Genomic DNA, 14,501 nt, shown 5'->3' on the forward strand with positions numbered 1-14,501 from the left:
GACCTTTTCATTTTTTTTGAAAATCCTTAGGTTTATTTGGCACGCCCTTTTTTAGAAAAACACCCCCTATTTATATAAAAAACTCCCCTTGACTTCTCATAGTTGGTCTTTATATATGATCTTAGACATAATTATTTCCTGATTATCAATACCTATCATTATACTGCAAAAGGAAGAACAAACCAATTGCAGTCGGTTATTTATTTTCATATTCATCAAATGACCAAAGTGGCGCTTGGTAAGCTTCAACAGTTAAATATGTCATATATTCATTAGCACTTACTGTTAATACGTCATTAACTAATTCATACAATCTAACATCGCTGTCTATCTTCTTCCACTTTTTCACTTTAAGAAACTTCCAAATGTCATCATCTGTCACTCTGTCGTAGCCGAACATTTGAAACTCTTCTACTTTACTTTCTAAAACGACTTGTAACTGTCCGCGGTATGATTCTACCAAAGCCTCTCTATCTAACATCTATAACATCTCCTTCTTATTTCGCACGAAAAGTCGCTTTTATTCCCGCTCTAATGGACAGCAATAACTACTTTCAAGAGCACTATCATATTTCACTCTCTTAAATGCTTGTCATTCTTGTCTCGTACGTGCATATAAATTATTGTAAATCATTCCATTGATTTTGAGAAGGTAGGAGAAGAACATGACGAGACAAAGCTTTTTAAAAGGCGCATTTATTTTAATGATAGCCGGCTTTATTACAAAAATACTCGGCTTTATCAACCGCATAGTAATGGCACGTATTTTGGGAGAAGAAGGCGTTGGTCTTTATATGATGGCCGTTCCTACATTCATTTTAGCAATTACATTGACACAAATTGGTCTTCCTGTCGCAATCGCAAAATTTGTAGCAGAAGCGGAAGCTGTGAACGATAAACAAAGAGTTAAAAAAATATTAACCGTATCACTAGCTGTTACATCCGTTATTAGTATCATTTTAACAATCGGAATTATGTTCCTCACACCTATTTTAGCAAAAACATTATTAACCGACGAAAGAACGTACTATCCATTAATGGCCATTTTGCCCGTTGTTCCTGTTATTGCTGTTTCTTCTGTTTTGCGTGGTTATTTTCAAGGGAAACAAAACATGAAACCTAGCGCTTATGCGCAAGTTCTAGAACAAGTCGTCCGCATTACCATTATCGCTATATGCATTCAATTATTTTTACCTTACGGCATAGAATACGCTGCAGCCGGCGCTATGTTATCAGCTGTTCTCGGTGAAGTTGCATCGTTATTATTTTTACTCACGTTATTTCAGCGAGAAAAACATTTATCAATACGCTCTGGATTTTTCACTACTGTAAAGGAAAGCAAAGGGACATTTTATTCTCTGATGGATATTGCCCTTCCAACTACAGGAAGTCGTTTAATCGGCTCCGTTTCATATTTTTTTGAACCTATTGTCGTTATGCAAAGCTTAGCAATCGCTGGTGTCGCTGCTTCTGTTGCAACCCAGCAATACGGTATATTAAACGGTTATGCATTCCCGCTTCTATCACTACCCGCCTTTATTACATACGCTCTCTCTACAGCGCTCGTCCCTTCTATTAGTGAAGCAATGGCAAAAAGACAACATAAATTAGTGGAGCACCGTTTACAACAAGCACTTCGAATTTCATTAATTACCGGCGGATGGTCTGTCGTTATATTATACGTATTCGCTTCTCCTGTTTTAACTCTTATGTATGGATCAGACAGCGCAACAGCATTCATTCAACTTCTTGCGCCTTGCTTTTTATTTCATTATTTCCAAAGTCCACTTACCTCTGTTTTGCAAGCTTTAAACTTAGCAAGAGCTGCAATGATGAATACATTTATTGGAGCCATCGTGAAATTAATCGTTATTTTTGTACTAGCATCCAGGCCAGAATTTCAAATGATGGGGGTTGCTCTCGCTATTGCAGCAAATATTGTAACAGTAACATTTCTTCACTACGCTACTGTTTTAAAAAAGATTACATTTACCATTTACGCAAAAGACTATATTTTCGGCGGACTTGCCATCGGTATCGCAGGCGCCTTCGGTTTTTATCTTCATAAATATATTATTTTCTCTCATGCCCTTGGCATACAAACATTATGGGAAATCACTTTAACAACAATTGTTTATATCGTACTTCTCTTCACTTTCAAACTCATTCGAAAAGAAGAGTTAAGTCGTCTCCCTATCATTCGTAAACTTTCATTTTTGAAATAAGGTGAAACTTTAATCAGTGGGGTAATCTCCACTGATTATTAGTTACACTAATCATTCTTACTCTTTCAAAGAATAAGTCTCTAATTTTCTTTTACATCAACAAAAAATTTTCCGTTTTGAAAACTACAGTATAAAATTTGTGTTACATCGTTATAACCTAAGTTTTTTAATTTCTCAATAAGCCATGCATCTGTATGTTCAATCATTTGTAAATGACTAGATTGAATTTCTCCATCAATAATAAGAGGAAGAGTAAACTGCAATGCATCTTGTTTATTTTTTTGTTTTTGAAAGACAGATAACTTCCCAGACGGTTCCAAAATAGCATATTCTACATCCCGAATATCCCCAACTCCTTGTTCCCTTAATTGCATCATTAAATCATCTATATTATAACGTTGCTTTCTCATCTTCTTTTCATCAATCTTTCCCGCGTTTACAAGAATAGCCGGCTCACCTTCTATTAAATGCCGAAAGCGTTGATACTTTAGGGAAATGACTGACAAAATAATTTGGATGCACATAAGAAAAGTCATCGGAACTAATTGATGCCAAAGTGATTTATCGGTATTTTCAATTGCCACTACAGCCATTTCTCCAAGCATAATAAATACGACTAAATCTAATACACTTAGCTCTCCTATCTCACGTTTACCCATAAGACGAAAAATAATTAAGATGATGATATACAAAAGCATTGTCCGTCCAATTATTGATATCCATTCCATTTCTACATCTCCTTTTTTACGTATAGACTCCCCTATAAAAAAGAAACTAGTCTAACTTAGACAAAAGGAAAATATGCTTGTATTAAAAAGGGGGAATGCATAAATGGATAGAACGAAAAAATTATCAACTGCAATTGGCTTCGGTATTATTACACTACTAATTCTCGCATCTATTACTAGTATGATTATGGCTCTTTTATTAAAGTTTACGAATATAAACGAAGGGACATTAACCGTTACTATTTTTATACTCGCTCTTTTATCTATGCTTATGTCTGGATTTACTGCCGGCAAAAAGGCTCAAGGAAAAGGTTGGCTAGTAGGTCTCACAACAGGTCTCACGTTCACTATACTCGTTTTTCTAGTTAACTATTTAGGCTTTTCTCAAACTTTATCGAACTCACAATTACTTTATCAATTAGCATTAATGGGGGCGAGTACACTCGGTGGTATTTTCGGTGTAAATATGTCAAAGCAAAGTAACTAAAAAAGGCCCTGCATATTTCATGCAGGGCCTTCCAAATTAGTTTTTCACAACTTCACGAATCGCATTGCGATCGAACGTTAAGTGTGAACCACCAGATTTAATAACAATTTTCGTCTCATCTACTGATTCGATTGTACCGTGTAAACCACCGATTGTTACGATAGCATCACCTTTTGCTAACTCACTTTGCATTTGAGCAACTGCTTTTTGACGTTTTTGTTGCGGGCGAATTAATAAGAAATAGAAAATCGCAAACATCGCAACGATCATAACGATATTCATCATACCTGCATTCATCTTTTGTTCCTCCTTTTAAATTATGTATTAGAAGTTTTTAGCATTCGGTTTATTAAAGCCATACTGTTCAAAGAACTCTTCGCGGAAATCGCCAAGACGGTCTTCACGAATAGCTTGTCTCACCTGCTCCATTAAGTTTAACAGAAAATGAAGGTTGTGATAAGACGTTAAACGAATTCCGAACGTTTCATCACATTTCATTAAGTGACGAATGTACGCACGAGAGTAGTTTTTACATGTGTAGCAATCACAGTTTGGATCAAGCGGACCGAAGTCTCTTGCGAATTTCGCATTTTTTACAACGAGGCGACCTTCACTTGTCATACATGTACCATTTCGAGCGATACGAGTTGGAAGTACGCAGTCAAACATATCAATACCACGAATTGCGCCATCGATTAACGAGTCAGGAGAACCTACACCCATTAAGTAACGAGGCTTATTATCTGGAAGAAGTGGTGTTGTAAACTCAAGTACACGGTTCATAATATCTTTCGGTTCGCCTACAGATAAACCACCTACAGCGTAACCAGGGAAGTCCATTGAAACAAGATCTTTCGCACTTTGACGACGAAGCTCTTCGTACTCTCCCCCCTGTACAATACCGAATAAACCTTGATCTTGCGGACGTTCATGCGCTTTTAAGCAACGTTCTGCCCAGCGGCTCGTACGCTCTACAGATTTCTTCATATATTCAAAAGTAGCTGGGAATGGTGGACACTCATCAAATGCCATCATAATATCTGAACCTAATGCATTTTGGATTTCCATCGCTTTTTCTGGTGATAAGAATAATTTATCTCCATTTAAGTGATTACGGAAGTGAACGCCTTCCTCTTCAATACGACGGAAGTCACTTAAACTGAATACTTGGAAACCACCAGAGTCTGTTAAGATTGCACGATCCCAGTTCATAAATTTATGCAAACCGCCTGCTTCACGAATAATTTCATGACCTGGACGTAGCCATAAATGATACGTATTACTTAAAATAATGCCAGAATCCATTGCTTTTAATTCTTCTGGTGACATTGTCTTAACTGTTGCAAGTGTACCAACTGGCATAAATGTTGGTGTATCAAATGAACCGTGCGGCGTATGCACACGACCTAAACGGGCACCCGTTTGTTTACATGTCTTAATAAATTCATAACGAATTGCTGTCATAACTTACTCCTTTTATTTGTTTCTCATTTTAGCGTGAGATGCAACGAACATTGCATCACCGAAGCTAAAGAAACGATATTTTTCTTTTACTGCTTCATTATAAGCATGAAGTACATTATCTCTATTTGCAAATGCACTTACAAGCATAATTAATGTTGATTTCGGTAAATGGAAGTTTGTAATTAAACCATCAATTGCTTTAAATTCATATCCCGGATACATGAAAATATCTGTCCATCCAGAAGCGGCGCAAAGCTTACCTTCATGATCTGTTGCAATTGTTTCTAACGTACGAGTTGATGTCGTACCTACAGTAATAATACGTCCACCATTCTCTTTCACACGATTTAATAATGCCGCTGTCTCTTCAGACATATGATAATATTCTGCGTGCATATGGTGTTCTTCAATCGTGTCTGCAGAAACTGGTCTAAATGTTCCAAGTCCTACGTGAAGTGTAATGAATGCTAACTGAACGCCTTTTTGCTTTAACTTCTCAAGTAACTCTTCTGTAAAGTGAAGTCCCGCAGTCGGCGCTGCTGCTGAACCGATTTCTTTCGCATATACTGTTTGATAGCGATCGCGATCTTCTAGCGTCTCTTTAATATATGGAGGAAGTGGCATTTCCCCAAGTTCATCTAAAATTTCATAGAAGATGCCATCATATGAAAATTCAAGCTGACGTCCACCTTGATCTGCAGTTCCTGTGCAAGTTGCTTTTAATTTCCCTTCGCCAAAAGAGATAACAGTTCCTTCTTTTACACGTTTCGCTGGCTTTACAAGCGTTTCCCACTTATCACCTTCTTCTTGTTTTAAAAGAAGTACTTCAATGTGCGCGCCTGTATCTTCTTTCACACCGTGCAAACGAGCAGGCATAACTTTCGTTTCATTTAAAACTAAGCAATCCCCCTCATGTAAGTAAGAAAGAATATCCGTAAAATGTTTATGCTCAATATCACCTGTTTCACGGTCTAACACCATTAATCTTGATGTTTCACGCTCTTCTAACGGGACTTGTGCAATAAGTTCTTCTGGTAAATGAAAATCAAACAGATTTATATCCATAGCTATATCCACCTATTTCTTATTTAAATCGATTTATTATATACATAATAAAAGATAATACAATACTTAACACAATACATGTAATGATAGGAAAATAAAAGGTAACGTTTCCTTTTTTCACAAAAATATCGCCTGGAAGCCTTCCAATGAACTTCCAAGCTAATCCAACAACGATGAGTAAGATCCCGGCTGTAATAAGCAGCTTTGGCATCTCCGTCATACTTTTGGTATCTCCATTCCGAAATGTTCATACGCAAGCGGCGTTACAATTCGGCCCCTCGGCGTTCGTTGTAAAAAGCCAATTTGTAATAAATACGGCTCATACACATCTTCAATCGTATGAGATTCTTCTCCAATTGTTGCTGAAACCGTTTCTAATCCAACTGGACCGCCACGGAATTTCTCAATAATACCAAGCAGTAATTTATGATCAATATGATCTAGACCTAATTTATCTACTTGCAGTAGCTCTAATGCCATTTGTGTAATTTCCATCGTAACCGTTCCATTACCACGAACTTGCGCGAAATCACGTACACGTCTTAAAAGACGATTCGCAATACGAGGTGTACCACGAGCACGTCTTGCAATTTCTAATGCAGCTAATGAATCGATTTCAACTTCAAATACTTCTGCTGTACGTTCAACAATCGCAGAAAGCTGATCTACTGTGTAGTACTCTAACCTTGAAAGTACACCGAAGCGGTCACGAAGCGGTGCCGATAATGCTCCAGCACGTGTCGTTGCTCCAACTAATGTAAATGGCGGTAAATCTAGGCGTACAGAACGTGCTGAAGGCCCTTTTCCAATTACAATATCAAGGCAAAAGTCTTCCATCGCAGGATACAATACTTCTTCAATTGATCTATGCAAACGATGAATTTCATCAATAAATAATACATCCCCTGGCTGAAGCGCTGTTAATACAGCAGCTAAATCTCCTGGTCTTTCAATTGCGGGACCTGAAGTTGTTCTAACATTAACGCCCATCTCATTGGCAATAATATTCGCAAGCGTCGTTTTACCAAGACCTGGTGGTCCATATAAAAGCACGTGATCTAACGTTTCTTCACGCATTTTTGCCGCTTCAATAAATACTTCTAAATTATGTTTCGCTTTATCTTGGCCAATATACTGACGGAGCGTCTGTGGCCGTAATGAATATTCTAAATCCGCATCTTCATATGCAGATTCCCCTGAAAGGAGACGTTCGTCCATTATACTCACCTCTTACCATTTAGTAAAAGACTAAGTGCCTTTTTAATATACTGATCCGTCGTTAATGCTTCTTTTAATAACTCTGGTACAACACGAGAAACTTCGCGTTCTGCGTATCCAAGTGCGCGCAGAGCTTCCAGTGCCTCATCAAGCTCAGCTGATGAACCTTTCTTCTCATCAAAACGTTCTGCGTCTGAGAATAAATCAACGAATGCATCTGGTACGACATCTGCTAGTTTTCCTTTTAAATCTAAAATCATTTGGCGTGCTGTTTTCTTTCCGACGCCTGGGAATTTCACTAAAAACTTCTCATCTTCATGCTCAATCGCTTGAACGACCTGTCCTGTTTGACCAGAAGCTAAAATTGCAAGAGCGCCTTTTGGCCCAATGCCAGACACGCCTAACAACTTTGTAAATAATAAACGCTCTTCACGTGTTTTAAAACCGTAAAGTGCCATAATATCTTCTCTCACATAATGATATGTATAGACACGGATTTCTTGCTTACTTCTTTGAAATACATACGGATTTGGTGTGAAAATTTGATAACCAATTCCATTATGATCAATTACGACATATTCCGGCCCTACATACTCCACGTAACCTGTAACATATTCAAACAAAATACGATCTCTCCCTCTTAAATCATGTATTCCATTTTAACATATTTAATGATAGAAAAGCGAGACTGCCCCAACAAATGTTCTCCACTTGAAACTTCTGTTATTTTCCATTGACAGAAAGGTTAAAGCACCTTAATATACAGAGGTCGATAATGATTATCAATACTAATTAAAGGGGTTACATCAGGATGAAACGTAAGCTATTTATTTTATTTACTATTATGCTTGTTGTTCTTTCTATCGTTGGCTGTTCTTCTCAAAAAGAAGAATCGAAAGCAAAAGAACAACCGAAAACAAAAGTTGTAAAACATGCTAAAGGTGAAGCTACAATTCCAGTAAATCCAAAGAGAATTGTTGACTTATCTGGATCAACAGAAGAACTATTACTTCTTGGACATAAACCTGTTGGTACAGCAAATACATATAAAGATAAAATCCAAAATCACTTAACAGACAAGTTAGATGGAGTAAAAGCAGTAGGTTGGTACTGGGCACCTAAAGTTGATTTAGAAGCTGTTACTGCTTTAAAACCAGACTTAATTATTTTAAACAACCGTCAATTAAAAATTTATGATCAACTAGAAAAGGTTGCACCTACAGTTGTTCTAGAAACAAACTTAGAAGACTGGCGTGGTAAGTTTAAAGAAGTAGGTAAACTATTTGACGAAGAAAAGAAAGCAGACAAATGGATTGCAGACTACGATAAAAAAGCAGACTCTCTATCTAAAAAAATTAAAGAGAAAACAAAAGATGAGAACTTTATGTTCGTTGCAGTTACACCACAAAACTTCCGTGTATACGGTAGCTTCGGATACGGTGACATCATCTTTAATGACTTAAAACTTCCAGCAACAAAAGGTACGGATTTAAAACAAACGATGGCGCAAGTATCACTAGAAGGTCTAGTTGCATTCCAGCCTGACCAAATGTTTATTGTAAACTTCGGCGGCGAAGCTGATAAAGTTTACGAAGACTACAAAAACAGTGCCGTTTGGAAAGACAATAAAGCAGTTAAAAATAATCACGTATATGAAGTATCAAATGAAGTCTTCAATACGAAAGCATTCAATCCAATCGGAAAAGATATGCTAATTGATGAAATCGCAAAAGAAATTTTAGCTAAAAATAAATAAGAAAAAAAGCAGCTCACCATGAGCTGCTTTTTTTCTTACTTTGAACTGCGTATTGCTTCATTTTTTCAATCGTCTTCACAAAACCTTCTTTTGATTTAATACGAATGCCACGTTTCAATTTCGCACGTTCATAGCTCTCAAGCTTTTTCATATCAATTTGAAAGAAAGAATGGATCGCATTATCATTTTTTGGCACACCTTTGAAAATTTGTAATATCCCTTCCTCTGAAACACCAAAATACCCGCTCGTTTTCAATAACGGAGAAATATCATCAACTTTCTTTTGCAATACAATTTGTACATCATCACGATCAACGAGCTGCCATTCTTTATACTGCTGTAAAAACTTTTCTAAATCCGTCACTTTTTCTGTAAGTATTTCTTCGCTTACTTCGCCATCAACATACATACGCTCTAATAAAATTGTAACCTCAGGTTCTTTTTTCGTCACTTCTGGTACTGGCCCTTCCGCCTTCACATTCGTTTCATAAACGAAACAAAACATTATAACGAAAGCTTGCATCGCAATCAGTATCCATTTCATTTCCGTTCACCTCTTTTAGGCAAGATCATACTTTCATTAGTAGTTTTTCCGGAAATGGGGGTTTTATCCATATTACATTTCTTTCGAAAATATAAAAAATGCAGATAAGGATTCACCTCATCTGCATGTATCATTTATTTTTATATAAAATGAAAGACGCCTGCAAAGCAGGCGTCTTGATGCGTTTACGGCGAGAGACCAGGCGACCACATTCGCGTGTTTAGCACTTAAGCATATCTCTCGTCTTACGTAAATTAGCTCATCGCTTTGCTAATATAACATTAATAAAGTATAAGTGCAACATGTTTATAAAAATATTTTATTTCCTCTTTCATCTAAACAAATTATATGTAAATTATAAATTGATAAATGTAATGTATATGTTACAATTAATGTAACAGCGAAATCATAATAAACAGGAGATGGGTAGTGTGAAAAAAATAAAGGATGAACGTCTCATTCTGCAAACGTTAAAAAACGTACGTATTGCTTTTCTTTTTCAATCACTTGGTATAATCGGTATTTTAGGCTATATCGGATTCACTGAAGGAATAGATCAAATTACGAAATCTCCATTATGGCTAGTATTTATTCTTACGAGTATAATCCTTAGTTATTTACAGTTAAGTGTTTCAATTGATGTAGAAGAAAGTGAAAAGGAGATAAAATTAACTCCTTATTACAAAATTGTTTTACGCTCTCTTATTGTAGGAATCGTTATGGCTATTATTTATATCATTTTCAGTCCAGAAAGCCCCCTATTTGAAGCTATTTTAACAGGTGGTATTCTCTTCATATGCTTTTTAGGTTCTTATTCCGTTAGTTATTTTATTAAAAAACGTCGTTTACAAGACGAAAATGAATAAAGAGGAAGGGCTCCCCCTTCCTCTTTTGTTTTGCTATCGCACTGTACCAGTTAAACCGTAACGAATGTCTCTGAACATATTTCCTATATCACGATTAAAATCGTTTGTAACTGTACCGTTACGTAGACGCGTACTCATTGCATCGACACGAGTAAACATATCATTTCTTACAGAAACATATACGTTTCTGTTTCCAACTTCATTTGCAACAGCTTGACGAATTTCGTTCGCAATCGCCGTTTCATTTGTCACTGTGTTACGTGGTTTTACCGCAATCGCTACATCGTTTCCATATACAACTGTAGACACACGGTCTACGTTATTCATACGTTTCACACGATTTGTTATTCTTTCAGCTGTTTTACCATCATTGTTAATGTATGAATTGTTCATTGTAATATTACGAGTTGGATGCGGATTAGCAATTTGTCCATTGTAATTTACATCACGGTAATAATTGTATCCTGTATCGTTACGACCATTTCTATATGTTACATAATCTGTATAACGATCATTACGCGTCACATTATCACGATACTGGTGTGTATCATTATAAGATGTACGCTCGTAATTGTAGTTACGTCCATCCATTGCATTGTTTTTTGGTGTACCACATGCAGCTAATGCACTAGTAACTAACAAAGAAGCAGCAATCACTTTTACTTTCGTATTCAATACAAAAACCCCCTCTGTTAGAATGAGCTTCTCTACTGAAAAGCTCCCTCTTATGATGAGTAACAGAGAAGGTTTTTACACTGTTAATATTTCACTGGGAATTTTCTAGCACTTCATAAAAAAACTGCCTTTTCTTAATTAACAGGAATGCAAAAAAGGCGGGAATACTCCCGCCTTTTTAAACTTCTTCTTCGTCCTCTTCTTCTGAAACGGGCTCTCCAAATACATTTGGTGGATCTGGTTGATAATACATCGTTCCTGGCTGTGGTGCATATGCAGACTGATTTGGTTGATAATATAAAGGATTCGCATATTGCGGGCCGCCTGGTTGTGGACTATATAGTCTACTTTCTCCTCCGCATCCACAATCTTCCTCACCCTGCACAAGCGGCGGCATGTTATTATCCATTGGCATCATATTCGGGTTTGGCATAGACGTATGTTGCGGTCCAAACGGCGCTCCTTGCTGATATGGCATTTGATATGGATTTGGTTGTTGATAATACGGATTCGGCGGCATCATGGGCATTTGATAGGGCATCATATTTGGTGGTTGATTGTTATCCATACTCGGCATCATATTCGGCATTTGATTGTTATCCATAATTGGCATTATATTCGGCATTTGATTGTTATCCATGATTGGCATCATATTCGGCATTTGATTGTTATCCATAATTGGCATCATATTCGGCATTTGATTGTTATCCATAATTGGCATCATATTCGGCATTTGATTGTTATCCATGATTGGCATCATATTCGGCATTTGGTTATTATCCATAATTGGCATTATATTCGGCATTTGGTTATTATCCATAATTGGCATTATATTCGGCATTTGATTGTTATCCATGATTGGCATCATATTCGGTGGTTGATTGTTATCCATAATTGGCATCATATTCGGCATTTGATTGTTATCCATAATTGGCATTATATTCGGTGGTTGGTTGTTATCCATGATCGGCATTATATTTGGCATTTGAATATTTGGCATTTGAATATTTGGCGGTATGACTTGTGGAATAACTACATTTTCTTTCGATACATTTGGCGATACTATATTTCCTACATTCTCTTTCTTCACTTGTGGTGACACTATATTTCCTACATTCTCTTTCTTCACTTGTGGTGACACTATATTCCCTACATTTTCTTTTTTCACTTGCGGCGATACTATATTTCCTACATTTTCTTTTTTCACTTGCGGCGACACTATATTTCCTACATTTTCTTTTTTCACTTGCGGCGACACTATATTTCCTACATTTTCTTTTTTCACTTGTGGTGACACTATATTCCCTACATTCTCTTTCTTCACTTGCGGCGACACTATATTCCCTACATTTTCTTTTTTCACTTGCGGCGACACTATATTCCCTACATTTTCTTTTTTCACTTGCGGCGATATTATATTATTTTTTTTCGTTTGCGGAGAAATGATATTGTTAGGTTTCATTTTACTAATTTGAGGAGCAATTAACTCGCTTCCTTTTTTTATTACATCTGAAATTTTATATTCTTTTTTCGGTTTTATTGGTGGTTGTGGCGGCTGCGGTAATACATTTACCGAAAACTTCGTGTTTTCTTTTTCCGCCGGTTTTTGTTTTTCTATCACAGGTGGTTTTTGAATAACAGACGGTTTTTCTTTTTGAATTGGCTGTTCTTTTTGCACCTCTTTTTGCGGTTTCACCTGTACTTCTTTTTGCGGCTTTACCTGCATCTCCTTCTGTGGTTTCACCTGTACTTCTTTTTGTGGCTTTACTTGCAGCTCTTTCTGCGGTTTTACTTGCACTTCTTTTTGTGTTTGTTGCATAGCTGGCTGCTGTGTAATTGGTGCTGATTGATACGTAACTTCTTCCTCATCTTCTATTCCAAGCGGAGTTGGTGTTGCTGCAAATTCTTTTTGCTGCACTTCTTTTACGTATTGCTTTGGAGGCGCTGAACCTGCTCCAGCCTGTTGTTTCATGTGAACACTCTTTGATGGCACTTTAATTTTCATACCTGGCATGATTAAATCTGGATTACTAAGTTGTGTATTTGTTTTTTTCAACGTGTCAAAATCCACTCCGTACTTTTTCGCAATTTTCCAAAGGGTATCCCCTTTTTGCACGATATGAATTTTCAAATTTTCCCCCTCCTGTATAACTTATCTATAAGTAACAAATCTCTTGAAGTAACTCTTTCTAAATAACATTAACTTCTTTTCACTTTTATCACTTCTTCGATTTTCAATATCATTCGAAGTGGAATAAGCATAAAGAACCACAATGATTTCTTCAAAACAATGTATGCCCATTTCGTTCTCGTTATGATTATATGTATGAAAAAAAGCAACGGGAATACCGTTGCTTTACACACGCTCTAACATACGATTTAATGCAAGAACTGCTTCTGCCGTTACTTGTTTGTCTACGCTAATAACGTTAATTTCTTCTCCTCTTTCTATCGTTTCAAGTGTCCATAATAAGTGAGGCAGATCAATTCGATTCATCGTTAAGCACGGACACATAAATGGATTAAGCGAAACAATTTCTTTATCTGGATGTTGCTTAATAATTCGATTTACTAAATTCATTTCTGTACCAATCGCCCATTTGCTACCAGATGGCGCTGATTCAATCATATCAATAATATATTTCGTTGAGCCTGCATAATCTGAAGCAGCTACAACTTCATAGCAACATTCTGGATGTACAATAATATTCATATTAGAATGATTTTTTCGTACACTCTCAATATTCTTCACTGTAAAATTTTGATGAACAGAACAATGTCCTTTCCATAAAATCACTTGAATTTCTTCTATATCCCCATCGTACTCTAATGAATCTGTGTGTGGGTCCCATACTGCCATTTTATCTAACGGGATACCTAGATTGTGCGCTGTATTTCTCCCTAAATGTTGGTCTGGTAAAAAGACGAGACGTTCTTTTTGAGTAAACGCCCAAGATACCATTTGCTTTGCATTAGAAGAAGTTACTGTTGCTCCTCCGTTACGACCACAAAACGCTTTAATTGCAGCTGTAGAGTTCACATATGTTAACGGAATCATCGTATCTCCAAATAATTTCGTGAGCTCTTTCCATGCTCTTTCTGTTTGTTCAATATCTGCCATATCCGCCATCGAACAACCTGCACGCATATCTGGTAAGATGACAACTTGATCATCTGTAGTTAACATATCTGCTGTTTCCGCCATAAAGTGCACCCCGCAAAACACAATATATTTTGCATCTTTATTGCTCGCTGCAACTTGCGCAAGCTGAAGTGAATCCCCTGCTGCATCTGAAAATTGTACCACTTCATCTTTTTGATAATGATGCCCTGGAATGAATAACATTTTCCCCATTTTCTCTTTAATTTCACGAACACGCTTTTCCATATCTTCCGTTGACATCGTGTAATAACGCTCTGGTAACATCGTTTCAATTGACTGTACTTGTTCTAAAATACTCATATACGTTTCT

General features: G+C 36.8%; 15 protein-coding genes and 1 pseudogene. 4 read left to right on the plus strand and 12 right to left on the minus strand.

All coding sequences use genetic code 11. From position 1 onward, the window contains the following. Positions 1–196: 196 nt before the first annotated feature. Positions 197–481: a post-transcriptional regulator gene (locus ACS2CR_RS18085; protein WP_000886978.1), complete on the minus strand. Its 285-nt coding sequence runs from the start codon at positions 479–481 to the stop codon at positions 197–199. Between the two features lie 184 nt (positions 482–665). On the opposite strand from ACS2CR_RS18085, the gene spoVB reads away from it, so the two are divergent. After that, positions 666–2,225 carry a stage V sporulation protein B gene (gene spoVB, locus ACS2CR_RS18090; RefSeq protein WP_000198300.1) on the plus strand — a complete coding sequence of 520 codons (1,560 nt, stop codon included), beginning with the start codon at positions 666–668 and terminating at the stop codon, positions 2,223–2,225. An 80-nt stretch (positions 2,226–2,305) separates the two neighbouring features. On the opposite strand, the gene ACS2CR_RS18095 is transcribed toward spoVB, so the two are convergent. Next, positions 2,306–2,953: a DUF421 domain-containing protein gene (locus ACS2CR_RS18095; RefSeq protein ID WP_053512758.1), complete on the minus strand. Its 648-nt coding sequence runs from the start codon at positions 2,951–2,953 to the stop codon at positions 2,306–2,308. 103 nt (positions 2,954–3,056) lie between these two features. Between ACS2CR_RS18095 and ACS2CR_RS18100 the strand changes: the two genes are divergently transcribed. Further along, positions 3,057–3,440, plus strand: coding sequence for a TIGR04086 family membrane protein (locus ACS2CR_RS18100; RefSeq protein WP_053512757.1), 384 nt, complete (start codon positions 3,057–3,059; stop codon positions 3,438–3,440). A gap of 36 nt (positions 3,441–3,476) precedes the next feature. On the opposite strand, the gene yajC is transcribed toward ACS2CR_RS18100, so the two are convergent. Genes yajC through ruvA form a run of 6 tightly spaced genes read right to left on the minus strand, consistent with a single transcriptional unit; the run spans position 3,477 to position 7,810 of the window. Beyond that, complete coding sequence (gene yajC / locus ACS2CR_RS18105; protein WP_000991115.1) at positions 3,477–3,737, minus strand: preprotein translocase subunit YajC; 261 nt, start codon at positions 3,735–3,737, stop codon at positions 3,477–3,479. A 27-nt stretch (positions 3,738–3,764) separates the two neighbouring features. Beyond that, complete coding sequence (tgt, locus tag ACS2CR_RS18110; protein WP_000125365.1) at positions 3,765–4,904, minus strand: tRNA guanosine(34) transglycosylase Tgt; 1,140 nt, start codon at positions 4,902–4,904, stop codon at positions 3,765–3,767. Positions 4,905–4,916: 12 nt separating this feature from the next. After that, positions 4,917–5,969 (minus strand): tRNA preQ1(34) S-adenosylmethionine ribosyltransferase-isomerase QueA, encoded by a 1,053-nt coding sequence (gene queA / locus ACS2CR_RS18115; protein ID WP_000354034.1) that lies wholly within the window; start codon positions 5,967–5,969, stop codon positions 4,917–4,919. A 19-nt stretch (positions 5,970–5,988) separates the two neighbouring features. Next, positions 5,989–6,189, minus strand: coding sequence for a DUF2905 domain-containing protein (locus ACS2CR_RS18120; RefSeq protein ID WP_000138162.1), 201 nt, complete (start codon positions 6,187–6,189; stop codon positions 5,989–5,991). Then, the gene (gene ruvB, locus ACS2CR_RS18125; RefSeq protein ID WP_000344449.1) at positions 6,186–7,187 is read right to left on the minus strand and encodes a Holliday junction branch migration DNA helicase RuvB; all 1,002 of its coding nucleotides are present in this window, start codon (positions 7,185–7,187) and stop codon (positions 6,186–6,188) included. The genes ACS2CR_RS18120 and ruvB overlap by 4 nt, the downstream gene beginning before the upstream one ends. A gap of 5 nt (positions 7,188–7,192) precedes the next feature. Then, entirely contained in the window at positions 7,193–7,810 is a 618-nt protein-coding gene (gene ruvA, locus ACS2CR_RS18130; RefSeq protein WP_000464505.1) for a Holliday junction DNA helicase RuvA, read from the minus strand. A gap of 188 nt (positions 7,811–7,998) precedes the next feature. Here ruvA and ACS2CR_RS18135 point away from each other — a divergent pair, with 188 nt between their 5' ends. Further along, on the plus strand, positions 7,999–8,943 hold the full coding sequence (locus tag ACS2CR_RS18135) for an iron-hydroxamate ABC transporter substrate-binding protein (RefSeq protein WP_000823606.1): 945 nt from the start codon (positions 7,999–8,001) through the stop codon (positions 8,941–8,943). A 13-nt stretch (positions 8,944–8,956) separates the two neighbouring features. On the opposite strand, the gene ACS2CR_RS18140 is transcribed toward ACS2CR_RS18135, so the two are convergent. Further along, positions 8,957–9,487: a BofC C-terminal domain-containing protein gene (locus tag ACS2CR_RS18140; protein WP_000871169.1), complete on the minus strand. Its 531-nt coding sequence runs from the start codon at positions 9,485–9,487 to the stop codon at positions 8,957–8,959. 431 nt (positions 9,488–9,918) lie between these two features. Between ACS2CR_RS18140 and ACS2CR_RS18145 the strand changes: the two genes are divergently transcribed. Continuing rightward, on the plus strand, positions 9,919–10,353 hold the full coding sequence (locus tag ACS2CR_RS18145; RefSeq protein ID WP_000721242.1) for a hypothetical protein: 435 nt from the start codon (positions 9,919–9,921) through the stop codon (positions 10,351–10,353). A 33-nt stretch (positions 10,354–10,386) separates the two neighbouring features. On the opposite strand, the gene ACS2CR_RS18150 is transcribed toward ACS2CR_RS18145, so the two are convergent. From ACS2CR_RS18150 to nadA, 3 genes and pseudogenes are all read right to left on the minus strand, one after another. Beyond that, complete coding sequence (locus ACS2CR_RS18150) at positions 10,387–11,028, minus strand: YhcN/YlaJ family sporulation lipoprotein (RefSeq protein ID WP_153602480.1); 642 nt, start codon at positions 11,026–11,028, stop codon at positions 10,387–10,389. Between the two features lie 1,974 nt (positions 11,029–13,002). Beyond that, positions 13,003–13,159 (minus strand): annotated as a pseudogene (gene safA / locus ACS2CR_RS18155) (SafA/ExsA family spore coat assembly protein); the annotation flags it as partial. Between the two features lie 225 nt (positions 13,160–13,384). Further along, the gene (gene nadA, locus ACS2CR_RS18160) at positions 13,385–14,491 is read right to left on the minus strand and encodes a quinolinate synthase NadA (RefSeq protein ID WP_053512755.1); all 1,107 of its coding nucleotides are present in this window, start codon (positions 14,489–14,491) and stop codon (positions 13,385–13,387) included. Between the last annotated feature and the right edge of the window lie 10 nt (positions 14,492–14,501).

Source organism: Bacillus cereus group sp. BceL291, assembly GCF_051776705.1.
Taxonomy (GTDB): Bacteria; Bacillota; Bacilli; order Bacillales; family Bacillaceae_G; genus Bacillus_A; species Bacillus_A cereus.